The sequence below is a fragment of the Franconibacter helveticus LMG 23732 genome, from assembly GCF_000463115.2.
Lineage (GTDB): Bacteria > Pseudomonadota > Gammaproteobacteria > Enterobacterales > Enterobacteriaceae > Franconibacter > Franconibacter helveticus.
Map to the genome: position 1 here is coordinate 214500 of NZ_AWFX01000024.1, position 25032 is coordinate 239531.

Below are 25032 nucleotides of genomic sequence, written 5' to 3' on the forward strand. Positions count from 1 at the left end.
GCGGGCGGTCACGCCGCCCGCTCATTTGAATTACCCGAGGTTATCATGGCAGTCGTTCTTACTGATGCCTGGCGAAGCCGTTTCGGCGGCACCGCCCGTTTATATGGCGAAACCGCGCTGGAGCTTTTCGCTAACGCCCATCTCTGCGTCGTTGGCATCGGCGGCGTCGGGTCGTGGGCGGCGGAAGCGCTGGCCCGCACCGGTATAGGCGCCATCACGCTTATCGACATGGATGATGTCTGCGTCACTAACACCAACCGGCAAATCCATGCGCTGCGCGATAACGTAGGGCTGGCGAAGGCAGAGGTGATGGCGGATCGCATTCGCCAGATAAACCCCGAGTGCCGCGTTACGGTGGTGGATGATTTCATTACAGCGGATAACGTAGCGCAGCATCTTAATCAGGGTTTCACCTACGTTATTGACGCCATCGACAGCGTGCGGCCTAAAGCGGCGCTCATTGCTTATTGCCGTCGTTATAAAATTCCGCTGGTGACCACCGGCGGGGCGGGCGGGCAGATTGACCCGACGCAAATCCAGGTCGCGGATCTGGCGAAAACGATTCAGGATCCGCTGGCGGCAAAACTGCGCGAGCGGCTGAAAAGCGATTTTGGCGTGGTTAAGAACAGCAAAGGCAAGCTTGGCGTCGATTGCGTCTTTTCCACCGAAGCGCTGGTTTACCCGCAGGCGGATGGCACGGTATGTGCGATGAAAAGCACGGCGGAAGGGCCAAAACGGATGGATTGCGCCTCCGGTTTTGGCGCAGCGACCATGGTTACCGCCACGTTCGGCTTTGTGGCGGTCTCCCATGCGCTGAAAAAAATGATGGCGAAAGCCGCGCGCGAGGCGCGGTAATTACCCGGCGCGGGCCGCCTGTTTCACCGCGTCGGCCAGCGCCGTTAACCCCTGATTGCGCGATGCGCTAAGCTGCGCGCGCAACCCCAGTTCATCAAAGAGCGCCAGCGGCTCGTGCGACAGCAAGGCTTGCGGCGTTTTGCCTTCTATCGCCACCAGCAGCACGGCCAGCAGACCGCGTACAATGCGACCTTCGCTGTCGCCGTAAAAATGCAGCGTGCCGTCTGGCTGGCGGGTGTGACCGAGCCAGACGCGGTTTTCGCATCCCGGGATCTCGATCTCTTCACGTTTCAGGTCATCCGGCAGGGCGGGCAACTGTTTGCCCAGCAGGATAAGCTGGCGATATTTCTCTTCCCACTGCGTCAGCGAACCGAAAGTCTGGCGCAGCGTGTCGGCGGTAACAGAGGCGCCGAAAGGGTGTCCGGCAAGGTAAGCGGTTGTCATTTAATCCACCAGAATAGCGAGCGCACGGTCGATGGCGGCAATCAGCGCTTCGACATCGCTCTGGGTGTTGTAAGGCGCGAAAGAGGCGCGCAGCGTGCCGCTGATGCCAAGCGCCGCCAGCAGGGGTTGCGCGCAGTGCTGGCCTGCGCGCAGCGCAATGCCATATTCCGCCAGCAGCGTCACCATATCGCTGTGATGCACACCGGCGAAATCAAAGGCCAGCAGGCTGGAATCCTGGCAGCGGAACGAGCGAAAACCCGGTCGTTTTGACAGCCCGGCTTCAGCCAGCGTGGCCAGGCCGCGGCTATAACTTTCCGCTTTCACTAAATCTATCTCGTCCAGCCACTCCAGCGCCGCGCTAAGACCGATAACCCCCGCGACATTTGGCGTTCCTGCCTCAAAACGGTAAGGCGCCGGCTGCGTTTTAAAACCGTCGAAAGAGACGTGAGTGATCATCTTGCCGCCGCCAAGCCAGGGCGACATCTGCTCCAGCAATTCGCCTTTGCCATAAAGCACGCCGATGCCGGTCGGGCCGTAAAGTTTGTGGCCTGAAAAGGCGTAAAAGTCGATATCCACCGCCTGCACGTCCGGCGGGCAATGCACTACGCCCTGCGCGCCGTCTACAACCACGATGGCGTCTGCCTGATGAGCAAGCGTAATGGCGCGGGCGAGATCCGGGCAGCCGCCGGTCACATTCGACATCTGTCCCAGCGCCAGAATGCGGGTGCGTTCGTTAAGCAGATCGGGAAGTCTGGCAAGGTTCGGCAGGCGATCGGCGCCGACAGGCAGCTTCACCACGCGCGCGCCGGTTTGCTCGGCCACCATCAGCCAGGGAACAAGGTTGGCATGATGTTCCGCTTCGCTGACGATGATTTCATCATCCGCCTTCAGGCGCGGGCGAGCGTAACACTGCGCAACCAGATTCAGCGCTTCGGTCGCGCCTTTCGTCCAGACGATATTTTTGCTTTCTGGCGCATTAAGCCAGCGCGCCACCGCGCTACGGGCCTCTTCGTAGCGCGCCGTTAAGCGCTGCGCTTCGGCAAACTGGCTGCGGTGCACATTTCCTGCGCTCAGGCTGTAAAACTGCTGCGTCGCTTCAATCACCACCTGCGGTTTTAAGGCGGTGGCGGCGCTGTCAAGATAGACGCCCGCATCGGCCAGCGCCGGAAACTGCCCGCGAAAACGGGCGGGATTAAATGCTTTCATAATGCTCCTCATAATAGAGCCCGATCGTCGCGCATTTATCGCGTCCGTACAAGGAAGTTCATAACCATCGGATTAGTCTGTTTATTCTGGCAAATCAGGGAGGGAAGGTTATGCTGAATAATGTTAGGTGAACATTTAAGCCTGTCAGTAGAAGAAGTTTATATAGCATTAAACTCTACAAGGAGAAGAAGATGAAAAAGACAGCCGCTGTAGTATCCGCTTGTATGATGGCCTTCGCTCTGAGTGCGTGTTCTGGCCCGAATTATGTGATGCACACAAACGATGGCCGTTCTATCGTCTCCGACGGTAAACCAAAGACTGACGATGAAACCGGCATGATTAAGTATAAAGACGCCAACGGCAACCAGCAGCAGATCAACCGTTCTGACGTGAAAGAGATGGTTGCGCTGGAGAAATAAGCCCGGTATCAGGCAAAAAAAAGCACCGCAATTCGCGGTGCTACATTAATCACTATGGACAGACAGGGTAAATGTACAGGAAGTGAAATAGGGTAGCGTTGCTACCATGGTCTGAAATGCAGACCAAATGCAAACACAACAACACAACATCACAACCGTAAGCCAAAAGTCCCTCAGAACGCTCATCCCGAAAAACTTTTCGTTCCGGCTCAGGAAGTGGCGCCACTATAGGTATTTGCTGGTGCAACCTCAACGGACAATTTATAATGTCTCAGATAAAAAAAACTAATAGGTGACGTCTTGTTATCCTTTTTGTTAATGAGCATTAACACGAAACCCAGCAACCATGTCCAAGCGATTACCCCCATTAAACGCATTACGCGTTTTTGACGCCGCCGCGCGTCATTTAAGCTTTACCAAAGCCGCAGACGAGCTCTTTGTCACCCAGGCGGCGGTAAGTCATCAAATCAAGTCGCTTGAGGATTTTCTGGGCCTGAAGCTGTTTCGCCGTCGCAACCGCTCGCTGCTGTTGACTGAAGAGGGGCAAAGCTACTTCCTCGACATCAAAGAGATCTTTTCTCAGCTGACGGAAGCGACGCGCAAACTTCAGGCCCGCAGCGCCAAAGGCGCCCTGACGGTAAGCCTGCTGCCAAGCTTCGCCATTCACTGGCTGGTGCCGAGGCTTTCCAGCTTTAACTCGGCTTACCCGGGCATCGATGTACGTATTCAGGCGGTGGACCGTGAAGAAGACAAGCTTGCAGACGATGTGGATGTGGCGATTTTTTACGGGCGCGGCAACTGGCCCGGGCTCAGAGTGGAAAAGCTGTACGCCGAATATCTGCTGCCGGTTTGCTCTCCGCTGCTGCTCACCGGCGAAAAGCCGCTAAAAACGCCGCAGGATCTGGAAAAGCACACGCTGCTGCACGATGCTTCTCGCCGCGACTGGCAAACTTATACGCGCCAGCTTGGTCTTAATCATATCAATGTGCAGCAGGGGCCGATTTTCAGCCACAGCGCCATGGTATTGCAGGCGGCTATTCACGGGCAGGGCATCGCGCTCGCCAATAATGTGATGGCGCAGTCAGAGATCGAAGCAGGCCGGCTGGTCTGTCCTTTTAATGATGTGCTGGTCAGTAAAAATGCATTTTATCTGGTTTGTCATGACAGCCAGGCAGAACTGGGTAAAATAGCGGCCTTTCGTCAATGGATACTGGCGAAAGCGGCCAGCGAGCAAGAAAAATTCCGTTTTCGCTACGAGCAATAACACCATTTTGCGCGCCCCGGCGCGCCTGACTTTTAGGGTTACAACATGACCAGCCGTTTTATGCTGATTTTCGCCGCGATTAGTGGCTTTATTTTTGTGGCTCTCGGCGCTTTTGGGGCGCACGTTTTAAGCAAATCATTAGGCGTTGTGGAAATGGGCTGGATACAAACCGGCCTTGAATATCAGGCGTTCCACACGCTTGCCATCTTTGGGCTGGCGGTGGCGATGCAACGCCGCATCAGCATCTGGTTTTACTGGAGCAGCGTTTTTCTCGCGCTCGGCACGGTGCTTTTTAGCGGCAGCCTTTATTGTCTGGCGCTTTCGCACCTGAGGCTCTGGGCGTTTGTCACGCCGGTGGGCGGCGTAAGTTTCCTTGCAGGTTGGGTATTGATGTTAATTGGCGCGGTGCGTCTGAAGCGTAAAGGTTCGGTTCATGAATAAAGTCATTTTGTACTGCCGCCAGGGATTTGAAAAAGAGTGCGCGGCGGAGATAACCGATAAAGCCGCGCAGCTTGGCGTTTACGGGTTCGCCCGCGTTAAAGAGCAGTCTGGTTATGTGGTGTTTGAGTGTTATCAGCCAGAAGAGGCGGATAAGCTTGGCCGCGAGCTGCCGTTCAGCTCGCTGATTTTTGCCCGCCAGATGATCGTGGCGGGCGAGCTGCTCACCGATTTGCCGCCTGAAGACCGCGTGACGCCGATTGTCGGCATGCTACAGGGCGTAGTGGAAAAAGGCGGCGAGCTGCGCGTGGAAGTGGCGGACACCAACGAAAGCAAAGAGCTGATGAAGTTCTGCCGTAAGTTTACGGTGCCGCTTCGTGCCGCGCTGCGCGAAGCGAAAATCCTGGCGAATTTTGAAACGGCTAAGCGCCCGGTAGTGCACGTATTCTTTATTGCGCCAGGCTGCTGCTACGCCGGTTACTCTTACACGAATAACAATTCGCCTTTTTATATGGGCATTCCGCGCCTGAAGTTCCCGGCGGATGCGCCGAGCCGCTCTACGCTGAAGCTTGAAGAGGCGTTTCACGTTTTTATTCCTGCCGATGAGTGGGACGAGCGGCTGGCGAACGGGATGTATGCGGTTGACCTGGGCGCCTGCCCTGGCGGCTGGACCTATCAGCTGGTAAAACGCAACATGTGGGTTTCTTCCGTGGACAACGGCCCGATGGCGCAAAGCCTGATGGATACCGGGCAGGTCACGTGGCTGCGCGAAGATGGCTTCCGCTATCGCCCGAACCGCAACAACATCTCCTGGATGGTGTGCGACATGGTTGAAAAGCCGGCGAAAGTGGCGGCGCTGATGGCGCAATGGCTGGTCAATGGCTGGTGTCGGGAGACGATTTTCAACCTGAAGCTGCCGATGAAAAAGCGCTATGAAGAGGTTTCCCAGAATATCGCTTTTATCCGCGAGCAACTGGAAGCGAACGGCATCAACGCAGAAATCCAGGCGCGTCAGCTTTATCATGACCGCGAGGAAGTCACCGTTCACGTTCGCCGCTGGTGGGCAGCGGTAGGCGGCCGTCGCGACGAGCGTTAAGGCGTTAACCGCAAAGGTTAAAAGTGAATAAGGCAGGGCGCGTACCTGCCTTTTTTGTACGCTTAACGCGCGAACCAGACAGACAAGAGCAGTGAAACGTTGCGCCCGCCAGCCGCTAAGCCGCGTATGATCGGCGCCGCGCTTACCTTCCCGCCAGCCTTAGCTGCTGTAAATTGCCGTTGAGCTGCAAATCCGTTTTAAGCCTCGCCACTTCGCGGCAAATGAAGGCGCTTTCTTTATGCGTCTCCAGTTTGTTGCGCCATTTCTCCGGCGCTTCGTCGAGCCTTTCATAAAGCGATTCCAGCGTGCCGAATTGCGTAATCAACTGCGTCGCGCTTTTAGGCCCGATACCCGCAACGCCTGGGATTTTACTGCTGCTGATGCCGGCAAGCCCCCAGAAATCGGGTAACTGCTGCGGTTCAACGCCAAACTCCGCGGCGATAAACGGCGCATCCAGCCAGCGTTTCTGAAAATAGTCGCGAATGCGAACCGCGGGAGAGAGCAACTGGCAATAGCCTTTATCGGTGGAGACGATGGTGGCCTGTTGGCCCGCCGCCGCCACTTTTACCGCAAGCGTTGCCGCAAGATCGTCGGCTTCATCGCCTTCGCTTACCCAGCAGGCAACGCCGTGACGCGTGAAGGCGTCGCGCAGGCCATGCATTTCCGCCTGTAACGCCTCCGGCATCGGCGGGCGCCCCGCTTTGTAGTCCGGCAGCAAGTGATGCCGCCAGCCCTGGCTTCGCGCGTCGTCATCAAAAACCGCCACCGCGTGGGTGGGCTGACTGTGCAAAATTAACTGGTCAAGCGCATGAAGGCACGCTTCAACGCAGGGGGAACCCTGCACCGCATGAATGCGTCGAATCAGGTTGAGCGCGTCGACGATTAATAAATGGGCCACTGGCTTACCCCGCTGTAAAAGATGGGCTAACCCTACCATTTCAGCAGGATGCGGGCCAGAAAAGGGAGGAAATCAGGAAGGTGACTCGCAAAAAAATCCGCCCGGGGCCGGGCGGAAAAATGATGAAGCCTTAGTCGCAGGCGACGACTTTCATCGCCAGTCCGCCGCGGGAGGTTTCGCGATATTTCGCGTTCATGTCTTTGCCGGTTTCATACATGGTTTCAATGACTTTATCGAGACAGACGCGCGGCTCGCTGGTGCGCCGCAGCGCCATGCGCGCCGCATTGACCGCTTTCACCGCCGCAATGGCGTTACGCTCGATACAGGGCACCTGTACCTGGCCCGCTACCGGGTCGCAGGTTAGCCCCAGGTTATGTTCCATGCCGATTTCAGCCGCAATGCAAACCTGCGCCGGGCTGGCGCCAAGCAGTTCGGCAAGCCCCGCCGCCGCCATTGAGCAGGCGACGCCCACTTCCCCCTGGCAGCCCACTTCCGCGCCGGAAATAGAGGCGTTCATTTTATAGAGCGAGCCGATGGCGCTCGCCACCAGCAGGTAGCGGGTCAGGGAGTTGGCGTTGACCTCCCGAATGAACTTATCGTAATAGGCCAGCACCGCCGGCACGATGCCGCACGCGCCGTTAGTGGGCGCCGTCACCACGCGGCCGCCTGCCGCGTTCTCTTCGTTAACGGCCAGCGCAAACATGTTTATCCAGTCCACCACGTTCATCGGGTCAGCGTTAGTTTTATCCTGGCTGACCAGCATACGGCGAAGCGCTGCGGCGCGACGCGGTACGCGAAGTTTGCCCGGCAACACCCCTTCCGTGGTAATGCCGCGCTCGATCCCGCTGCGCATAACATCCCAGACGCCAGCAAGGTGCGCTTCAAGCTCCGCTTTACTGCGCAGCGCCAGTTCGTTTTGCATCATCAGGCCCGAAAGAGAAAGCCCGGTCTGCTGGCAGTGGCGCTGCAAATCGGCCGCGTTGCGGTAAGGATAAGGCACCTCGACCGGCGCCGCGTTGGTCTGCCCGAAATGGGCTTCATCCACAATAAAGCCGCCGCCGATGGAGTAGTAAGTTTGGCTGTAGAGCACCGTTTCGCCCGCCAGCGCAGTAATGCGCATACCGTTTTCATGCAGCGAAAGGTTGTCGGCATGAAAATTCATGCACTGGTCAACAGGGAACTCTACCTCATGCTGGCCTTGCGCCAGCAGCAGGCGGCCATGTGTATTCACGTCCTGAATAAAGTGCGGGATGGCGTCGATGTCTACCGTGTCCGGCAGGTTGCCAGCAAGCCCCATAATAATGGCGATATCGGTATGGTGGCCTTTGCCCGTTAGCGACAGCGAGCCGTAAACATCCACTACCACACGCGTTACGCGCAGCAGTAATCCCTTCGCGATAAGATCGTCCGTGAACTGCTTGCCCGCTTTCATCGGCCCCACGGTGTGAGAGCTGGAAGGGCCAATGCCAATTTTAAAAATATCGAAAACACTGATCATGATGCGTCCGTTGCTTGTGCCGGGAAGAGCGTGCGCCGCCGTGAAGACGGCGCAGAAGAGCAATTAGCTAAACAGGGAGTAGGAAATAGCGGAGATAGCGATAAGGCCCATGACAACCACAAAGACGTTGCTGATGTGGCCGCTGTATTTGCGCATCGCCGGTACTTTCTGAATGGCGTACATCGGCATCAGGAACAGGATCATCGCGATAATCGGTCCGCCCAGCGTTTCGATCATACCGAGAATGCTTGGGTTGAGCGTCGCCACAATCCAGGTGGTCACCAGCATGAACACGGCGGTAATGCGGTTCAGCTTGTTGATTTCAATGGTTTTGCCTTTGCCGCGCAGCGACTTAATAACCATGCCGTTAAAGCCTTCGCGCGCGCCCAGATAGTGGCCGAGGAAGGATTTGGTGATGGCGATAATCGCGATAATCGGCGCCATCCAGGCGATGATCGGGGCGTTAAAGTGGTTCGCCAGGTAAGAGAGAATGGAGATGTTCTGCGCTTTCGCTTCCGCCAGGTTTTCCGGCGTCAGGCTCAGTACGCAACTGAAGACGAAGAACATGACGGTCAGCACCATCATCACATGCGCGCGAGCCAGAATGCTGGAGCATTTCTTCTCGGCGCCCTCTGCATACTCTTCACGCTTCGCAACGGCGAAAGAAGAGATGATCGGCGAGTGGTTGAAGGAGAAGACCATTACCGGGATGGCGAGCCACAGCGTCATCCACAAGCCGTTGCCGGTCGTTGCGCTGCTCAAAGAGAGGGTTTCCAGCGCGGCGCCATTCCACTGCGGAATCAGATAAAGCGCCAGCAGCATCAGCGCGGCGACAAACGGAAATACCAGTACGCTCATCGCTTTAACAATCATCTGCTCGCCAAAGCGCACAATGGTCATCATGCCGACAATCAGGATCAGCGACAGAATAGCGCGCGGCGGCGCTGTCATCTGCAACTGGTGCGTCATGAAGCTTTCAACGGTGTTGGTGATCGCCACGCTGTAAACCAGCAGGATCGGGTAAATCGCGAAGAAGTAGAGCAGGGTGATGAGCTTGCCCGCGCCCACGCCGAAATGTTCTTCCACAACTTCGGTGATGTCTTCGCCCGGGTTTTTACCGGAAAGCACGAAGCGGGTAAGGCCGCGGTGCGCGAAGTAGGTCATCGGGAAAGCAAGGATTGCCATGATGATAAGCGGGATCATGCCGCCTACGCCTGCGTTGATGGGCAGAAAAAGTACGCCTGCGCCAATAGCGGTGCCGTAAAGTCCCAGCATCCACATGGTGTCGGTTTTGCGCCAGGCGCTGCGTGCTTCAACGGAAGCAACTGTGCTGGTTTGAGTGGTTTCCATCTGTATCTCCTGAAGGAAGCTTAAATATCAGGTTTTTAGTCATATCCAATGAAAAATCGCCTGACTGTAAAATGAAACGCTGTTGATAGCGGGTTTTTTATAATTTTTCCCCGTAACTATTGGCGGGCGGAAAGATACATTCATGTTACGAATGCATCAGTGATCGCGATCCCAAATGCAATAATCCACCTATATAAAGGGCGTTTTTTAGGGCATCTGTCTACTTTCAAAACATTAATCAGTATTTAGGCGTGCAAAGCCTGCCATTTGCGGCGCGGGAGGTAAACATAAGGGAATCGAATAGATCATTTTTCTCTGCAAAAACGACGCGCTACAGCGTTTAACCTTGCTAATAGATAAATTCAAATGATTATTGGCGGGGATAAAAACGAAGCAAACGGTTTCGGCAGGCGAATTTACGCAATAAAAAAGGCGGCTATTGAGCCGCCTTATGAGTCGGGTTTATCAGGTGCAAATCTCGTAACAGGGAATGTAGGCGGAGCCGGGCAGTTTCATACGGTGCTGGGCGACGAAGCCCTGTAGCAGGTCGTCCATTCGCTTCATCATGCGCGGGTCGCCGTGGATTTTGTACGGCCCGAACTGCTCAATGGCGCGGATGCCCACCTCTTTCACGTTACCCGCCACAATACCCGAGAAAGCGCGGCGCAGGTCGGCGGCCAGCAGCTCCGTCGGTTGGTCAGGATAAAGTTTCAGGTTCGCCATGTTGGCGTGCGAAGGCTCAAAAGGCACCTGTAAATCGGGCGCAATGCGAATCGACCAGTTAAAGCTGTAGGCATCGCCCGTCTCGCGGCGGTTCTCTTTTACCATCGGCATCGCTTTTTTCATCTGCCGCGCCACTTCGGCGGCGTCGTCAATGATAATGCGATAATGCTCGCGTGCCTGATGGCCCAGCGTATTAACGATAAATTCGTCCAGCACGCGGAAGTAATCGGCGCTCTCTTTAGGGCCGGTGAGGATAAGCGGCAGCACCTGTTCGCGGTTATGCGGGTTCATCAGGATGCCGAGCAGATAAAGCAACTCTTCCGCTGTGCCCACGCCGCCCGGGAAAATGATAATGCCGTGGGCGATACGCACAAAGGCTTCGAGACGCTTTTCGATGTCGGGCATGATGATCAGCTCATTAACCAGCGGGTTTGGCGGCTCGGCGGCAATAATAGACGGTTCGGTCATACCGATAAAACGCCCGTCTTTGTAGCGCTGCTGGGCGTGGCCTACCGCCGCTCCCTTCATCGGGGCTTCCATCGCGCCCGGCCCGCAGCCGGTGCAGATATTCAGCTCACGCAGGCCAAGCTGGGTGCCGACGCGGCGAGCGTACAGGTATTCGGTTTCATTAATGGAGTGGCCGCCCCAGCACACCACCATGTTCGGCGCTTCGCCAACGTGCAGCGCCCGGGCGTTGCGCAGAATGGAAAAGACCAGGTTAGTAATGTGAATAGAGTCTTCCAGGTTGAGGTGCTGAAAGCGTCCGGCGTTGAAGATTTGTCCGTTAACGAAGAGGATGTCGCGCAGCACGGCGAACAGGTTCGCCTGAATTGAACGGATGATGCGCCCGTCCACAAAGGCTTCTTCCGGCGGATTGATAAGCTCAAGCTTCACTCCGCGCTCGCGGCGCAGCACGTTGATGTCGAAACTCTCAAAGCGCGACAGCAATTCTTTGCTGTTGTCGGTCTGGCTTCCCGAATTGAGCACCGCAAGCGAACAGTTGCGGAAAAGTTGATAAAGATCGCTGCTGGCGGTGCGTTTGAGCATGTCCACTTCCAGCTGCGACAATAAATCCATTGAGCCAAGAGGGCTAATATGTGTAATCAAGTGAGCTCCTTACGGGGCGAGAAACGCCGCTCCCTCTGATTACAATAGCCCCCGGCTGTTCGGTTTAACAACCCGCCGGGAGAAAATGTCCTGGCGGGCGGCGGTTTACTGGCGAACCAGGCGTCCCGTGGCGGGGTGGAAAACGGTGTTGGCGCGCCAGGGGTTGATATCCAGCCCGCCGCGGCGAGTGTAGCGCGCGTAAACGCTCAGCTTTTCGGGCTGGCAAAAACGCTGAATGTCATTAAAGATGCGCTCCACGCATTGCTCGTGAAACTCATTATGGTGGCGGAAAGAAACCAGATAACGCAGCAGCTTTTCGCGGTCTATCTGCGGTCCGCGATAGGCGATCTGCACCGAACCCCAGTCCGGCTGGTTGGTGATAAGGCAGTTTGATTTGAGCAGGTGGCTTACCAGCGTCTCTTCCACCACCTTTTCGCCCGCTGCGCCTTGCAGGTAATTTGCATCAAACTCATAGCTATCAATCACAATTTCCTGCTCGTCGATGCATTCGCCATGAAAATGCGCCACCGGCTCGCCTTCAAGCTCGCTAAGACGGTAAAGGCGCACCTCCACATCGCCTTCGGCGCATGCGCTTAAATCGCGTTGCAGCGTTTCCCGCACCTGTTCCCATGAGGAAAAGCGCGTCTGGTTGAAACTGTTCAGATAAAGCTTAAAGCTTTTTGACTCGACAAGGTTGCGGCTGCGGGCATCCAGGGAAACTTCGCCGACGGCGACCTGCGGCAAACCGTTCTGGTTAAGCCAGGAGAGCTCGTAAAGCGTCCAGATATCCGCACCGTGGAACGGCAGGCTCTCAGCGCGCAGGCCGAGCGGGTCGCGGTTCAGGCTGCGCGGAACAGGCTGGAGCAGGGAGGCGTCATATTCGTCGCGGTAATCTGTGGTTTTACCCAGCGTCAGGCCGCTCAGCGCCTGGTGGTTTTCATAAGACATGCGTCACCATCAATAATACGGGTACAATATGGCGCTAAGTGTACCGTACCTGGCAAAGAGAGAGAATCTGGTGGATAACGAAGTACGACTGGCGCTCGCCGCTTTTACTGACCGCTACTGCGAAGCCTGGCGAAAAAAAGCGGGAACCGGCCCGCAAAGCGAGGCGCTTTACGGCGTGCCGTCGCCTTGCATTATCACTACGCGGGGCGAAACTGTCGAATGGCAGCCGCAGCCTTTTTCTTCTTTCGCCACGCTGGAGGCGGTGGAGCGGGCGCTGGATATCCGGTTGCAGCCCTCGGCGCACGCCTTTTATGCGTCGCAGCTTGCAGGCGACATGCCGGCGCGCTTCAGCGACCTTTCTCTGACGTTGCTACAGGCCTGGAGTGAAGACGATTTTCAGCGCGTACAGGAGAATTTGATTGGGCATCTGGTGATGCAAAAGCGCCTGAAGCTTTCGCCCACGCTTTTTCTCGCCACGCTGGAAGATGAAATGGAGGTCATTTCGCTCTGTAACCTCACCGGCGAAGTGGTGCGTGAAAGGGTAGGAACAAAGCAGAAAAGCGTGCTGTCGCCAGACCTGGCCGCCTTTTTGCAAGCGCTGGAGCCGGACGTGTAAGCCGTTTTTGCTCCTCGCTTTGTAAGAGATCTCTCACAGGCGTGTAAGACATCCGTGCAACGTTTCGGGATTTCCTTATAAGGCATTTTTATTATTTCTTTATTTATTAGCCGCTTAAGCAAAAATCTACAACTTGCGAATGAAACTTAAGTGGAATTGCGTAGTTAAGATGCCTTGTAAGACATCGGGCAATAAGCGATTCTATCTGCGTCGACAAGGAGTCGCGCGGTGAAGTGGCTGTCAGGATGATGGGGCTTCACAAGAGGGGACACGCTGGAGAGCGCAAAGGAAAAGCTTCAGGAACGGAGCAAGAGGAGAGCGCAGGAGCGCTAAGGGACACCTCCAGGAAGGAGAATGAGAGCCGATCAGGATGAACGGTGGGTCAGGATGACTAAGGACGATGCGTCAGGGGGGCGCAAAGTAAACGTCAGGATGATGTGATGCAGGATGCATTAAAAAGGATGACAGGTCGCAAGGCCGCTGGAAAAGTTGTCATGGACGAGCAGGGAGCACTAAAAGTAGCCGGACTGCTGCGAAACGAACCGGGAGCACTGTTTTTACAGTGCTCCCTTTTTTTATGCTTTTTTCCTCTGCGCCACGCAATGCTATGCTTCGCCCCCGGCTAACTACCCAATCGAGGTCCTCATGACACGCGAAGAACAACTTCGTCAGCAGCTTTTGCGCGTTGAAGCGACGCTCCGCCAGCATCAGCTCTGGCAAAGCTCCCCGCCGCAAGCGGAGGCATTCAACAGCACGCAGCCTTTTTGTATGGACACGCTGGAGCCTTACGAATGGTTGCAGTGGGTGTTAATCCCGCGTATGCACGCCTTGCTGGATGCTGGCGGCGAACTCCCCGGCGCTTTCGCGGTTGCGCCCTATTATGAAATTGCCCTGGAAGCGCAGCACCCGGGCCGTGAGGCGGTGTTGGCCTTACTGCTGGAGCTGGATGCGCTGTTTACAGGGGATAACGCGTGAGCCTGGAGATTATCTATCAGGACGAATGGCTGGTGGCGGTGAATAAGCCTTCCGGCTGGCTGGTGCACCGCAGCTGGCTCGACCGTGATGAAAAAGTGGTGGTGATGCAGACGGTGCGCGACCAGATTGGTCAGCACGTTTTTACCGCCCATCGTCTCGACAGGCCCACCTCCGGCGTGTTGCTGATGGGGCTATCCAGCGAAACTGGCCGCCTGCTGTCGCAGCAGTTTGAACAGCATCAGATTCAAAAGCGTTACCACGCTGTGGTACGCGGCTGGTTGCAGGAGGAGGGCGAGCTGGATTACGCCCTCACTGAAGAGCTGGATAAAATCGGCGATAAATACGCCAGGGCCGATAAAGGCCCGCAGCCTGCCGTTACGCATTATCGCGGGCTGGCGGTAAGCGAAATGCCGGTTGCGGTGGGGCGTTATCCTACCGCGCGCTACAGCCTTGTGGAAATGCTGCCGAAAACCGGGCGCAAGCATCAGCTGCGCCGTCATATGGCGCACCTGCGCCATCCCATCATCGGCGATTCAAAACATGGCGACTTGCGCCAGAACCGCGCCGCGGCGGAACATTTCGGCTGCGACCGCCTGATGCTGCACGCGAGCGAACTATTGCTGAACCACCCGGTTACCGGCGAGCCGTTACAACTGCGGGCGCGCTTTGACGCCACCTGGATGCAGGCGCTGTCACATTTCGGCTGGCGGGGAATTGTGCCGATGAATGAGGACCTTGAGTTTACTGCGCCTGACGTTCAGGATGAGCTAAATCAGCCTGACAAGTAAGAGGTATAACGATGGCGAAAGTAGGGATTTTTGTAGGGACTATGTACGGAAACTCGCTGCTGGTGGCGGAAGAGGCGGAGGCTATTCTGAAAGGCCATGGCCATAACGCGACCGTTTATGAAGATCCGGAACTGGCGGACTGGGAGAGCTATCGCGAAGCTTACGTGCTTGTGGTCACCTCCACGACCGGGCAGGGCGATCTTCCGGACAGCATTGTGCCTTTATATGAAGGCATTAAAGACAAACTGGGCTACCAGCCCGATCTCCGTTACGGCCTGATCGCGCTTGGCGACAGCACTTACGCTAATTTCTGCGGCGGCGGCAAAAAGTTTGACGCGCTGCTCCAGGAACAGCACGCGACCCGCGTGGGCGAGGTGCTGACTATCGACGCCAGCGACTATCCAGAGCCTGAAGCGCTCTCTAATCCCTGGGTAGAGCGCTGGAGCGCGCTGTTGCAGTAACTCGCTTTATGCCCGGTTCGCCGGGCAACGTTGTCATCAATTCCATTTTATCTGCGCTTTTTCTTCTCCCGCTGCGCCGTCAAGCGACAAAGTTCACACTCCTTTAACAGAATTTGCTTCTCTCAGGGCGCAACCGCTTTTCATTTACGGTTGTGTGAAATAACTCCCATACGCCTGGGCGAATGCCAAAAATAGACAGCTGATTGCGCCGTCAATGTTAGGGCGCTGCACGATGAGAGCCTGAAAAGGCGCCGATATACTCAATCCGTCAGATAAAAAAGCAGCAGCAAAGGGGGGATTTCCCGGCGCGAGAACTGCGACAACCCTTACCCCGTCATTCTGATTACCCTACAGGTTGTGCTGTTCAGAATGAATGTAGCCAACCGCTATGATTCAGGAGTGCAACAATGAATACATTAAGCCAGGCGGCGAGCGTGGCGGAAAAACGCACTAACGCCCGCTATTGGATTGTGGTGATGCTGTTTATCGTCACCTCGTTTAACTACGGTGACCGCGCCACCTTATCCATTGCCGGTTCAGAAATGGCGAAGGACATCGGGCTTGATCCGGTCGGCATGGGCTACGTCTTCTCCGCCTTCTCCTGGGCGTATGTTATCGGGCAGATCCCAGGCGGCTGGCTGCTCGACCGCTTCGGCTCCAAACGCGTTTATTTCTGGTCTATCTTCATCTGGTCCCTGTTTACGCTGTTGCAGGGCTTCGTCGATATCTTCAGCGGTTTCGGCATTATCGTGGCGCTCTTTACGCTGCGCTTCCTGGTAGGGCTTGCCGAAGCGCCATCTTTTCCTGGCAACAGCCGCATCGTCGCGGCCTGGTTCCCGGCGCAGGAGAGGGGCACGGCGGTGGCGATTTTCAACTCCGCGCAATACTTCGCCACCGTTATCTTCGCGCCCATCATGGGCTGGCTGACGCATGAGGTAGGCTGGTCGCACGTTTTCTTCTTTATGGGCGGGCTTGGCATCGTTATCAGCTTTATCTGGCTGAAAGTTATTCACGAGCCGAACCAGCATCCGGGCGTCAATAAACGTGAGCTGGAATACATTGAGCAGGGCGGCGGCCTGATCAACATGGATCAGAAAAAAGCGCAGACGAAAGTGCCGATGCGCCAGAAGTGGGGCCAGATCAAGCAGCTGCTCGCTTCCCGTATGATGATCGGCGTTTATATCGGCCAGTACTGCATTAACGCGCTGACTTACTTCTTTATCACCTGGTTCCCGGTTTACCTGGTACAGGCGCGCGGCATGTCTATCCTGAAAGCGGGGTTTGTGGCGTCCATTCCTGCCGTCTGCGGTTTTATCGGCGGCGTGCTGGGTGGGGTGATTTCCGACTGGCTGATGCGTCGCACCGGCTCGCTCAACATTGCCCGCAAAACGCCTATCGTGCTGGGTATGCTGCTTTCCATGACGATGGTGTTCTGCAACTACGTTGACGTTGAGTGGATGATTATCGGCTTTATGGCGATGGCGTTCTTCGGCAAGGGCATCGGCGCGCTGGGCTGGGCGGTAATGGCGGACACCGCGCCGAAAGAGATAAGCGGTCTCTCCGGCGGTCTGTTTAATATGTTCGGCAATATTTCCGGCATCGTTACGCCTATTGCTATCGGCTATATCGTCGGCGTCTCCGGCTCCTTTAACGGCGCGCTGATTTATGTAGGCGTCCATGCGCTGGTGGCCGTGCTGAGCTACCTCTTCCTGGTGGGCGATATCAAGCGAATCGAACTCAAACCGGTTGCGGAGACAAAATAATGACCACGCAAGCAAGCCCGATTATTACCGATATGAAAGTCATTCCCGTGGCTGGCCGCGACAGCATGCTGCTGAACATCGGCGGCGCGCACAGCGCCTGGTTTACCCGCAATATTGTGGTGCTGACCGATGACGCCGGGCATACCGGCGTCGGCGAAGCGCCCGGCGGCGAGACTATCCTGAAAACGCTACAGGAAGCGATTCCCCAGGTGGTGGGGCAGCAAGTGGCGCGCCTGAACAAAGTGGTGCAGAACGTGCACAAAGGCAACCAGGCGGCTGATTTCGACACTTTCGGCAAAGGCGCATGGACGTTTGAACTGCGCGTGAACGCGGTGGCGGCGCTGGAAGCGGCGCTGCTCGATCTGCTGGGCCAGGCGCTTGGCGTGCCGGTTTGCGAACTGCTTGGGCCGGGCAAACAGCGCGACGCGGTGACGGTGCTCGGTTATCTCTTCTATATTGGCGACCGTCGCAAAACCGACCTGCCGTATCTGGACGGCGCAGGCGCGTCGCATCCCTGGTATCACCTGCGCCATCAGGAAGCGCTCTCCAGCGAGGCGGTGGTCAGGCTTGCCGAAGCGGCGCAGGACAAATATGGCTTTAAAGATTTCAAACTCAAGGGCGGCGTCTTGCCGGGCGAGCAGGAGATAGAAACGGCGCAGGCGCTGAAAAAGCGCTTCCCCGATGCGCGCATTACCGTTGACCCGAACGGCGCCTGGCTGCTGGATGAAGCCATCGCGCTTTGTAAAGGCATGCAGGATGTGCTGACTTACGCCGAGGACCCGTGCGGCGCGGAGCAGGGCTATTCAGGGCGTGAAGTAATGGCGGAATTTCGCCGCGCTACGGGCCTGCCGGTCGCCACCAACATGATCGCCACCAACTGGCGCGAAATGGGCCATGCGGTAATGCTGAACGCGGTAGATATCCCGCTGGCGGACCCGCACTTCTGGACGCTTTCCGGCGCGGTGCGCGTAGCGCAGTTGTGCGACGACTGGGGCCTGACCTGGGGCTGCCACTCCAATAACCATTTTGATATTTCGCTCGCCATGTTCACCCATGTGGGCGCGGCCGCGCCCGGCAAGCCGACCGCCATCGACACCCACTGGATTTGGCAGGAAGGCGACGCGCGGCTTACGCGAGAACCGCTGCGCATCGAGGGCGGGAAAATCGCCGTGCCGGATGCGCCAGGGCTTGGCGTGGAGCTGGACTGGGACCGGGTGCAACAGGCGCACGAGGCTTACAAATCATTGCCAGGCGGCGCGCGCAACGACGCGACCGCAATGCAGTATCTGGCGCCCGGCTGGACATTCGACCGCAAGCGACCCGCTTTTGGCCGTCATTGATTGACCGAAGAAAAGGATTGAGATCATGAGTACACAACAGACCCCCGTCGTGACATCCCTGCAAGTGATCCCGGTAGCCGGGCACGACAGCATGCTGATGAACCTGAGCGGCGCGCATGCGCCTTTCTTCACCCGCAATATTGTGATTATCAAGGATAACGCCGGGCAGACAGGCGTGGGCGAGATCCCGGGCGGCGAGAAGATCCGCCAGACGCTGGAAGATGCGGCGGCGCTGGTGGTAGGCAAAACCCTGGGCGAATACAAAAACGTGCTGACCGCCGTGCGCAACCAGTTTGCCGACCGCGATGCAGGCGGGCGCGGGCTGCAAACGTTCGATCTGCGCACCACCATTCATGTAGTGACCGGCATTGAAGCGGCGCTGCTTGATTTGCTCGGCAAGCACCTTGGCGTTAACGTCGCCAGCCTGCTCGGCGACGGGCAGCAGCGCAGCGAAGTGGAAATGCTCGGTTATCTGTTCTTCGTTGGCAACCGCAACCTGACTAACCTGCCTTACCAGAGCCAGCCCGACGAGCGCTGCGACTGGTACCGCATTCGCCATGAAGAAGCGATGACGCCAGACGCCGTGGTGCGCCTCGCCGAAGCGGCCTATGAGAAATATGGCTTTAACGATTTCAAACTCAAAGGCGGCGTGCTGGCGGGCGAGGAAGAAGCGGAAGCCGTAACGGCGCTGGCGAAGCGCTTCCCGCAGGCGCGCGTCACGCTCGACCCGAACGGCGCCTGGTCGCTGGAAGAGGCTATCCGCATCGGTAAGCAGTTGAAAGGCGTGCTGGCTTACGCGGAAGATCCCTGCGGCGCCGAGCAGGGTTACTCCGGGCGTGAAGTCATGGCGGAGTTTCGCCGCGCCACCGGCCTGCCGACCGCGACCAATATGATCGCCACCGACTGGCGGCAGATGGGGCATACCCTGTCGCTACAGTCTGTCGATATTCCGCTGGCGGACCCGCATTTCTGGACCATGCAGGGCTCTGTGCGCGTCGCGCAAATGTGCCACGAATTCGGCCTCACCTGGGGTTCGCACTCTAATAACCACTTCGACATTTCGCTCGCCATGTTTACCCATGTGGCTGCCGCAGCGCCCGGAACCATTACCGCTATCGATACCCACTGGATCTGGCAGGAGGGGAACCAGCGTCTGACCAAAGAACCGCTGCAAATCAAAGGCGGCATGGTGCAGGTGCCGGATGCGCCGGGACTTGGCGTGGAGCTGGATATGGAGCAGATCATGAAAGCCCATGAGCTCTATCAGCAGCACGGCCTTGGCGCGCGCGATGACGCGATGGCGATGCAGGCGCTGATCCCGGGCTGGACGTTCGACAATAAGCGCCCCTGCATGGTGCGCTAATCTATTTCCGGCAGGTTGTAAACGGCGTCCACAGACGCCGTTTCTTTTTGGGAAATCAACCAAAGGGCTATTCTGAAAACACGCCCTTTCGCATTGCTGAGTCTGTCCGTTCGTCACGCCGCAGGCATCATGCGCTTTTTACCTGAACTAAGGAGCGTTAATGAAAATTGTAATCGCACCGGACTCATGGAAAGAGAGCCTGACGGCGCTGGAAGTGGCAAACCACATCGCGCAGGGGTTCAGAGAAATTTTTCCAGAGGCGGAGTATCAGCTTATTCCCCTTGCCGATGGCGGCGAAGGCACCGTAGAAGCGATGGTGGCCGCCACGGGCGGACGTAAAGTCACGGTGCCGGTTATCGGTCCGCTTGGCGAGGAGATCGACGCTTTTTTCGGGCTCGACAGCACAGGGCGGCGCGCTTTTATCGAAATGGCCGCCGCAAGCGGTATTGAAATCGTCCCTCCGGCGCAGCGCAACCCGCTTATCACTACTTCGTGGGGCACCGGCGAACTGATCCGCCACGCGCTGGACGCCGGCGCCCGGCACCTTATTATCGGCATCGGCGGCAGCGCCACCAACGACGGCGGCGCAGGTATGGCGCAGGCGCTGGGCGCAAAGCTGCTGGATAAAGACGGCAAACCGCTCGGCCAGGGCGGCGGCGCGCTACAGCGCCTGGCGCGCATTGACCTGAGCGGGCTTGATAAGCGGCTGGCCACCTGCCGTATCGATGTCGCCTGCGATGTCAACAACCCGCTGACGGGGGAGCTGGGCGCATCGGCCATCTTCGGGCCGCAAAAAGGCGCCACGCCTGACATGGTTAAACAGCTTGATGAGAATCTCGCGCATTACGCTGAGGTGATTAAACGCGACGTGCAGCGTGAGGTGCTGACGCTGCCAGGGGGCGGCGCGGCAGGCGGCATGGGCGCGGCGCTGTTCGCGTTTTGCGGCGCGCAACTGCGGCCAGGCATAGAGATTGTGACCGAAGCGCTTGGTTTTGAAGAGGCAGTGCGCGGGGCGAGCCTGGTGATAACCGGCGAAGGACGGCTCGACAGCCAGTCGGTACATGGCAAGGTGCCGGTAGGTGTGGCGCGCGTGGCGCGTCGACATAACATTCCCGTGATTGGCATAGCAGGCAGCCTGACGGCGGATGTGGGCGTGGTGCACCGGCACGGCATCAACGCTGTATTCAGCGTGCTTTATCGGCTTTGCACCTTAGAAGAGGCGCTGAGCGAGGCGGGGGATAACCTGCAAAAAGCGGCGCGGAATATCGCCGCCGCGCTGCGTGTCGGGCAGCAACTGAAGTAGCGCGCGATAAAAAGCCCTCAGAAGAGGGCTTTCACAGGCGTTAGCCGAGAATGCGCCGCGCCTCTCGCGCCACATTATCCATTTCATCCAGCAGCTCAAGCAGTTCTGGCTCCAGCGCCTGCGGCGCGACGCCGCTGCGCATCTGCTGCTCAATCAGCAGGCAGAGGTTTTTAAGGCGCGGCACGCCACTGTAGCCGCAGCTACCGTGCAGCTTGTGGATAATCTCCAGCAGACCGGGCGGCTCTTCGCCCACCAGCTGTTCTTCTACGGTATTACGCACCTGCGGCAGGAATTCCAGCAGCATACTGAGCATATCGCGCGCCAGATCGGTTTTATTCGCCGCCTGACGTAGCGCCAGCGACCAGTCAAGCGTCACGTCGTTTGATGCTTCTGGCGAAACGGGCGTCACGGGCGTCGAGAGCGCCGAGGTGATGAGCGGCATGCCCTGCTGGTAACGTAAAAGCAGCGCGTGCAGCTTCTCTTCTTCGATCGGTTTGGCAAGATAGTCATTCATGCCAGCGGCGAGCAGTTTCTCTTTCTGCCCCGCCAGCGCATGGGCGGTTACCGCAACCACCGGCGTTTGCTGGTGGTGAGGAAGCTGTCGGATCAGCTCACAGGCGTGAATGCCGTCCATTTCCGGCATCTGAATATCCATCAGGATAATATCGAGCTGCTGCTGCTTCGCGCAGTCTACCGCCTGCTGGCCGCTGTCGCATAAGACGACGCTCTGCACCTGATCTTCCAGCAGCGCGCCGATAAGCTTGAGGTTAGCCGGGTTGTCGTCCACCGCCATCACTTTTATCGGCAGCCTGCCGCGCGCGTCGGCCAGGCGATGAGGCGCTTGCTGCTTCTGGCAGTGCTCAATCAACAGCGGCAGCAGCCGCGCAGAGGTGACGGGCTTAAGCAAACAGGCCGTCGCGCCCTCTTTCTTCAGCACTTCGGCATCGACCTGCGCGTGGCAGGGCAGCGCCAGCAGCAGGCAGTCGGTGAGCGTCGCGGCCTTCGCGAGCATATCGTGCTCCATGGAGAGCGGCTCGCGCTGGTTTACCGGCACGGCGAGCAGCAGCATGTCGTAATGCTCATCCGGCAGCGTGGCGAAGGTGGCGCTGTAGATAACTTTCAGCGGCGTGGCGGCCAGCAGGTCGAGGGTGCTTTGCGCCGCCGCCGCGTTCGCTTCCACATAGGCGAGGCGTTTGCCGGCCAGAGAGTCGGTGGCGTGACCATCAACGATGGCATTCGGGTTGAGATCCAGGCTGATATGGAACCAGAAGGTCGACCCGCGGTTCGGCTGGCTGTGGAAGGAGATATCGCCGCCCATTTCATGCACCAGCTTCTGGGTAATCACCAGGCCAAGCCCGGTGCCGCCGTGGCGGCGTGAAATGCTGGCGTCGGCCTGGCGAAACGCCTGGAAAAGCCGCGACTGGTCACGTTCCGGAATACCGATGCCGGTATCGCGGATTTGCACTTCAATCTGCACCTTATTGCTGCTGATGGAGCGCTTTTCCACAAAGAGATCGATGTTACCGCTTTCGGTGAACTTAATGGCGTTGCCCACCAGATTGGTAATGACCTGCTGAAAACGCAGCGGGTCGCCGATTACGCTGTCCGGCACGTCGTTTTTGATATTCAGCGTCAGCTCAAGCCCTTTGTCGTGGGCGGAATGCGCAAGCAGCGTCACCACTTCATCAAGCGTAGTGCGCAGCGGGAAGGGAATGCTTTCCAGCAGCAGCTTGCCGGCTTCCAGCTTGGAGAAGTCCAGCACATCGTTAATGATAGAGAGCAGGTTGTTCGCCGAGCGTTCAATGGTGTTGAGATGGTCGCGCTGGGTGGGCGTCAGGCCTGTTTTCAGCGTCAGGCGCGTAAAGCCTATGACGCCGTTAAGCGGCGTTCGCAGCTCGTGCGACATGTTCGCCAAAAATTCAGACTTAATACGCGCCGCCTCCTGGGCGCGCTTTTTCGCCAGATCCAGCTCGACGTTCTGGATCTCCATCTGCTCCAGCGTTTCCCGCAGATCTGACGTCGCCTGATCGATATTGTGCTGCATCTCTTCATGGTAAGCGGCAAGCGACATCGCCATCGAGTTAATGCCGTTTTTCAGCATATCTAACTCGCCGAGCATAAAACCTTCCACGCGGCTGTCGAGCTGGCCGCGGCGGATGCGGTCGACAGTATTCACCATGTTGCGAATAGGCCCGGTGACATCGCGCATCAGCCGCCAGGCGAAGAGCAGGGCGCAGGCGATACAAATCATTATCAGCATCACTGAAATAAACATCTCTTTGTACTGTTGCAGGCGTACAGATTTGAGATCGAGTTCCAGCGCCACGTAACCGAGCCGGTTTCCTTCTGGTTTAGCGTCGGTCACTTCTGATTCATCTGGTGAATAACTTTCGGCGATGATGGGCGTGCGCAGGATCATCTGGTCGCCCTGGCGGCTGACGCTGACGCCGCCTGGCAAAACGGCGTTGCGCGGCATTTTTAGCCCATCGGGGACGAGATGAAAATTCGACGTTACAAACAGCCGGTTCTCCTCATCATAAATAGAAATAGCGCGAACGATGTCGGAATGGCGGCGGTGAAGAACGCTAATAAGCTGACGGATTGACTCGCGGTTTTGCTGGCTCATGCCATATTCGCTCGCCACCGCCAGCGGTTCGATAATACTTGCGCCAGCATCCTCTAACTGGCGCTGAAGATCATGGTAGCGGTGAACCACAAAGAAAATACTCAGCAGCAAGCCAATAAGAACGGTGGGGGCCAGTATGAGGATCATCATGCGTGCCCGCAGGCTGTAGTTGGTCATGGGGTTCCGTTATGGGACAATCAGCATCAATAAATATGGTTGATTGAGAAATATCTCGGCGATGGCGCAATTCTACTCTGCAAAGCGACGCGTGACGACGCGTCAGATCATAACCGTTAAAGTAACCGATCTTGACCCCTTCGGGCAGGGGGTGGCGCGTCATGAAGGCAAAGCGCTGTTCGTGGCGGGCTTGCTGCCGGGCGAAACGGGCGAGGTTACGCTGACTGAAGAGAAGCGCCAGTTTGCGCGCGGCACGGTCAAAAAACGGCTTTCCGACAGCCCGGAGCGCGTGGCGCCGCGCTGTCCGCACTTTGGCGTATGCGGCGGCTGCCAGCAGCAGCACGCCAGCGTCAGCCTGCAACAAGAGAGTAAATCGCGGGCGCTGGGGCGCATGATGAAGCGCGATGTCGACGAGGTGATCGCCGGGCCGGAGTGGGGCTATCGCCGCCGCGCGCGTCTGAGCCTTGCTTTTACGCCGCGCACGCAAAAACTTCAGATGGGTTTTCGCAAAGCGAACTCCAGCGAGCTGGTGGATGTTCACCATTGCCCTATTCTGGCGCCCCGCCTTGAGGCGTTGCTCGCGCCGCTGCGCGCCTGCCTGAACGAACTGGACACTATCCGCAACCCAGGCCACGTCGAGCTGGTGCTGGCGGATAACGGGCCGCTGCTGGTGTTGCGTCATCTTGCGCCGCTTAGCGCCCGCGACCGACAAAAACTGGAACGCTTTTCGCATTCTGAAGGCGTTGCGCTGTACCTCGCCGCCCAAAGCGATACCCTTGAACAGGTGAGCGGAGAAGCGCCCTGGTACACCTCAGACGAACTACGCTTAAGCTTCAGCCCGCGTGATTTTATTCAGGTCAACGACGCGGTGAACCAGCAGATGGTGGCGCGGGCGCTGGCATGGCTGGCGGTAGAGCCAGGGGAGCGGGTGCTCGATCTCTTCTGCGGCATGGGCAATTTTACGCTGCCGCTGGCAAAGCGCGCAGACAGCGTGGTCGGCGTGGAAGGCGTAGCTGCGCTGGTGGAGAAAGGAAATTATAATGCCCGGCTTAACGCCCTGAATAATGTCGTTTTCTTTCATGAAAACCTGGAAGAGGATGTCACCCGCCAGCCCTGGGCGAAGCAGGGGTTTGAAAAAGTCCTGCTTGACCCGGCGCGGGCAGGCGCGGCGGGCGTAATGCAACACATTGTGAAATTACTGCCCAAACGCGTGGTCTATGTTTCCTGTAACCCCACCACACTTGCCCGGGACAGCGAAGCCTTGTTGGCGGCGGGTTACCAAATCAGACGGCTGGCAATGCTGGATATGTTCCCGCACACTGGTCATCTGGAATCGATGGTGCTGTTTGTTCGAGAGTCATAGCCGTACGCCTG

At 57.5% G+C, this 25032-nt stretch carries 22 protein-coding genes; 14 read left to right on the forward strand and 8 right to left on the reverse strand.

Annotation, left to right across the window (positions count from 1 at the left end):
* Positions 1–45: 45 nt before the first annotated feature.
* Positions 46–855: a tRNA cyclic N6-threonylcarbamoyladenosine(37) synthase TcdA gene (gene tcdA, locus DW56_RS07285; protein ID WP_024553261.1), complete on the forward strand. Its 810-nt coding sequence runs from the start codon at positions 46–48 to the stop codon at positions 853–855.
* Here tcdA and csdE read toward each other — a convergent pair whose 3' ends face one another.
* Together csdE and csdA are read right to left on the reverse strand one after the other, a co-directional pair.
* Positions 856–1299: a cysteine desulfurase sulfur acceptor subunit CsdE gene (gene csdE, locus DW56_RS07290; protein WP_024553260.1), complete on the reverse strand. Its 444-nt coding sequence runs from the start codon at positions 1297–1299 to the stop codon at positions 856–858.
* Positions 1300–2505, reverse strand: a complete 1206-nt coding sequence (gene csdA / locus DW56_RS07295; RefSeq protein ID WP_024553259.1) for a cysteine desulfurase CsdA — start codon at positions 2503–2505, stop codon at positions 1300–1302.
* Between the two features lie 191 nt (positions 2506–2696).
* On the opposite strand from csdA, the gene DW56_RS07300 reads away from it, so the two are divergent.
* From DW56_RS07300 to rlmM, 4 genes are all read left to right on the forward strand, one after another.
* Positions 2697–2924, forward strand: a complete 228-nt coding sequence (locus tag DW56_RS07300; RefSeq protein WP_024553258.1) for a YgdI/YgdR family lipoprotein — start codon at positions 2697–2699, stop codon at positions 2922–2924.
* A gap of 346 nt (positions 2925–3270) precedes the next feature.
* Entirely contained in the window at positions 3271–4188 is a 918-nt protein-coding gene (gcvA, locus tag DW56_RS07305; protein WP_024553257.1) for a glycine cleavage system transcriptional regulator GcvA, read from the forward strand.
* Between the two features lie 45 nt (positions 4189–4233).
* A complete protein-coding gene (locus DW56_RS07310) occupies positions 4234–4629 on the forward strand; it encodes a DUF423 domain-containing protein (RefSeq protein ID WP_024553256.1) in 396 nt (131 codons plus the stop codon).
* A complete protein-coding gene (gene rlmM / locus DW56_RS07315) occupies positions 4622–5722 on the forward strand; it encodes a 23S rRNA (cytidine(2498)-2'-O)-methyltransferase RlmM (RefSeq protein ID WP_024553255.1) in 1101 nt (366 codons plus the stop codon). The genes DW56_RS07310 and rlmM overlap by 8 nt, the downstream gene beginning before the upstream one ends.
* A 142-nt stretch (positions 5723–5864) precedes the next feature.
* On the opposite strand, the gene xni is transcribed toward rlmM, so the two are convergent.
* From xni to queF, 5 genes are all read right to left on the reverse strand, one after another.
* Positions 5865–6620, reverse strand: a complete 756-nt coding sequence (xni, locus tag DW56_RS07320) for a flap endonuclease Xni (protein WP_024553254.1) — start codon at positions 6618–6620, stop codon at positions 5865–5867.
* Positions 6621–6750: 130 nt separating this feature from the next.
* Positions 6751–8118, reverse strand: a complete 1368-nt coding sequence (locus tag DW56_RS07325) for an L-serine ammonia-lyase (RefSeq protein ID WP_024562098.1) — start codon at positions 8116–8118, stop codon at positions 6751–6753.
* Between the two features lie 63 nt (positions 8119–8181).
* Complete coding sequence (locus DW56_RS07330; RefSeq protein WP_024554186.1) at positions 8182–9468, reverse strand: HAAAP family serine/threonine permease; 1287 nt, start codon at positions 9466–9468, stop codon at positions 8182–8184.
* A gap of 465 nt (positions 9469–9933) precedes the next feature.
* A complete protein-coding gene (gene ppnN / locus DW56_RS07335) occupies positions 9934–11298 on the reverse strand; it encodes a nucleotide 5'-monophosphate nucleosidase PpnN (RefSeq protein ID WP_024554185.1) in 1365 nt (454 codons plus the stop codon).
* Between the two features lie 105 nt (positions 11299–11403).
* Positions 11404–12246 carry an NADPH-dependent 7-cyano-7-deazaguanine reductase QueF gene (gene queF / locus DW56_RS07340; RefSeq protein ID WP_024554184.1) on the reverse strand — a complete coding sequence of 281 codons (843 nt, stop codon included), beginning with the start codon at positions 12244–12246 and terminating at the stop codon, positions 11404–11406.
* 70 nt (positions 12247–12316) lie between these two features.
* Here queF and syd point away from each other — a divergent pair, with 70 nt between their 5' ends.
* The 8 genes from syd (at position 12317) to DW56_RS07385 (ending at position 20855) form a co-directional block, all read left to right on the forward strand.
* Positions 12317–12862 carry a SecY-interacting protein gene (gene syd, locus DW56_RS07345; RefSeq protein WP_024554183.1) on the forward strand — a complete coding sequence of 182 codons (546 nt, stop codon included), beginning with the start codon at positions 12317–12319 and terminating at the stop codon, positions 12860–12862.
* A gap of 645 nt (positions 12863–13507) precedes the next feature.
* Complete coding sequence (locus tag DW56_RS07355) at positions 13508–13837, forward strand: YqcC family protein (protein ID WP_024554181.1); 330 nt, start codon at positions 13508–13510, stop codon at positions 13835–13837.
* A 2-nt stretch (positions 13838–13839) separates the two neighbouring features.
* Positions 13840–14625 (forward strand): tRNA pseudouridine(65) synthase TruC, encoded by a 786-nt coding sequence (gene truC, locus DW56_RS07360; RefSeq protein WP_161808550.1) that lies wholly within the window; start codon positions 13840–13842, stop codon positions 14623–14625.
* Between the two features lie 11 nt (positions 14626–14636).
* The gene (locus tag DW56_RS07365; protein WP_024554179.1) at positions 14637–15086 is read left to right on the forward strand and encodes a flavodoxin; all 450 of its coding nucleotides are present in this window, start codon (positions 14637–14639) and stop codon (positions 15084–15086) included.
* 407 nt (positions 15087–15493) lie between these two features.
* On the forward strand, positions 15494–16849 hold the full coding sequence (locus DW56_RS07370) for an MFS transporter (RefSeq protein ID WP_024554178.1): 1356 nt from the start codon (positions 15494–15496) through the stop codon (positions 16847–16849).
* Positions 16849–18189 carry an enolase C-terminal domain-like protein gene (locus DW56_RS07375; RefSeq protein ID WP_029589752.1) on the forward strand — a complete coding sequence of 447 codons (1341 nt, stop codon included), beginning with the start codon at positions 16849–16851 and terminating at the stop codon, positions 18187–18189. The genes DW56_RS07370 and DW56_RS07375 overlap by 1 nt, the downstream gene beginning before the upstream one ends.
* Before the next feature lie 25 nt (positions 18190–18214).
* Positions 18215–19552, forward strand: coding sequence for a glucarate dehydratase (gudD, locus tag DW56_RS07380; RefSeq protein WP_024553436.1), 1338 nt, complete (start codon positions 18215–18217; stop codon positions 19550–19552).
* A 160-nt stretch (positions 19553–19712) separates the two neighbouring features.
* Positions 19713–20855 (forward strand): glycerate kinase, encoded by a 1143-nt coding sequence (locus DW56_RS07385; RefSeq protein ID WP_024553435.1) that lies wholly within the window; start codon positions 19713–19715, stop codon positions 20853–20855.
* 40 nt (positions 20856–20895) lie between these two features.
* Here the strand turns inward: DW56_RS07385 and barA are convergent, their stop codons facing one another.
* Positions 20896–23658, reverse strand: a complete 2763-nt coding sequence (gene barA / locus DW56_RS07390) for a two-component sensor histidine kinase BarA (protein WP_024562047.1) — start codon at positions 23656–23658, stop codon at positions 20896–20898.
* 61 nt (positions 23659–23719) lie between these two features.
* On the opposite strand from barA, the gene rlmD reads away from it, so the two are divergent.
* Complete coding sequence (gene rlmD, locus DW56_RS07395; RefSeq protein ID WP_024551281.1) at positions 23720–25021, forward strand: 23S rRNA (uracil(1939)-C(5))-methyltransferase RlmD; 1302 nt, start codon at positions 23720–23722, stop codon at positions 25019–25021.
* Positions 25022–25032 lie beyond the last annotated feature (11 nt).

Coding starts and splice junctions, on each gene's coding strand:
- tcdA (WP_024553261.1), top strand. CDS start 46: ATGGCAGTCGTTCTTACTGATGCCTGGCGAAGCCGTTTCGGCGGCACC.
- DW56_RS07365 (WP_024554179.1), top strand. CDS start 14,637: ATGGCGAAAGTAGGGATTTTTGTAGGGACTATGTACGGAAACTCGCTG.
- DW56_RS07300 (WP_024553258.1), top strand. CDS start 2,697: ATGAAAAAGACAGCCGCTGTAGTATCCGCTTGTATGATGGCCTTCGCT.
- csdA (WP_024553259.1), bottom strand. CDS start 2,505: ATGAAAGCATTTAATCCCGCCCGTTTTCGCGGGCAGTTTCCGGCGCTG.
- barA (WP_024562047.1), bottom strand. CDS start 23,658: ATGACCAACTACAGCCTGCGGGCACGCATGATGATCCTCATACTGGCC.
- DW56_RS07310 (WP_024553256.1), top strand. CDS start 4,234: ATGACCAGCCGTTTTATGCTGATTTTCGCCGCGATTAGTGGCTTTATT.
- gudD (WP_024553436.1), top strand. CDS start 18,215: ATGAGTACACAACAGACCCCCGTCGTGACATCCCTGCAAGTGATCCCG.
- DW56_RS07330 (WP_024554186.1), bottom strand. CDS start 9,468: ATGGAAACCACTCAAACCAGCACAGTTGCTTCCGTTGAAGCACGCAGC.
- csdE (WP_024553260.1), bottom strand. CDS start 1,299: ATGACAACCGCTTACCTTGCCGGACACCCTTTCGGCGCCTCTGTTACC.
- DW56_RS07385 (WP_024553435.1), top strand. CDS start 19,713: ATGAAAATTGTAATCGCACCGGACTCATGGAAAGAGAGCCTGACGGCG.
- DW56_RS07355 (WP_024554181.1), top strand. CDS start 13,508: ATGACACGCGAAGAACAACTTCGTCAGCAGCTTTTGCGCGTTGAAGCG.
- rlmD (WP_024551281.1), top strand. CDS start 23,720: ATGGCGCAATTCTACTCTGCAAAGCGACGCGTGACGACGCGTCAGATC.
- queF (WP_024554184.1), bottom strand. CDS start 12,246: ATGTCTTATGAAAACCACCAGGCGCTGAGCGGCCTGACGCTGGGTAAA.
- DW56_RS07325 (WP_024562098.1), bottom strand. CDS start 8,118: ATGATCAGTGTTTTCGATATTTTTAAAATTGGCATTGGCCCTTCCAGC.
- DW56_RS07370 (WP_024554178.1), top strand. CDS start 15,494: ATGAATACATTAAGCCAGGCGGCGAGCGTGGCGGAAAAACGCACTAAC.
- rlmM (WP_024553255.1), top strand. CDS start 4,622: ATGAATAAAGTCATTTTGTACTGCCGCCAGGGATTTGAAAAAGAGTGC.
- gcvA (WP_024553257.1), top strand. CDS start 3,271: ATGTCCAAGCGATTACCCCCATTAAACGCATTACGCGTTTTTGACGCC.
- DW56_RS07375 (WP_029589752.1), top strand. CDS start 16,849: ATGACCACGCAAGCAAGCCCGATTATTACCGATATGAAAGTCATTCCC.